The sequence below is a fragment of the Sulfitobacter sp. 15WGC genome, assembly GCF_005068605.1.
GTDB lineage: Bacteria > Pseudomonadota > Alphaproteobacteria > Rhodobacterales > Rhodobacteraceae > Sulfitobacter > Sulfitobacter faviae.
This window is the reverse complement of record NZ_SZNL01000083.1, coordinates 1-346: the sequence shown is the minus strand read 5'-3', so window position 1 is coordinate 346 and position 346 is coordinate 1. Positions and strand designations below refer to the sequence as shown.

Annotated in this window: 1 pseudogene; it reads right to left on the bottom strand. The window is 59.8% G+C overall.

Going from position 1 to position 346, the window contains the following annotated elements:
- Nucleotides 1-263: pseudogene (locus tag FCK22_RS18080) on the bottom strand (integrase core domain-containing protein); the annotation flags it as partial.
- Nucleotides 264-346 lie beyond the last annotated feature (83 nt).

Here is a 346-nt window from a genome sequence, read left to right as displayed (position 1 = left end):
GTCCGGCGCGCTTCGGCCGGTGTTTTGTTCCCGAGCGATGAGTGCGGCCTGACGGTGTTGTAATCGTAACGCCAGAGCGCCAGCTTCCGGCGGGCGTCGTCCAGGGTGTCAAATATCTCCTCGTTCAGCAGTTCGTCGCGCATGCTGCCGTTGAATGACTCGATAAAGGCGTTCTGCTGCGGCTTCCCTGGGTCGATATAGTGCCACGGAATTGCGTTCTGATCGGCCCACCTCAGAATGGCCCGGCTCGTGAACTCCGTCCCCCTCGCCATTGTCTCTCGGACCAATGGCGTTCCAATGGCTCGATCGCTGACTATGCATCCGGGTTTACCGTAGATCCGCACCA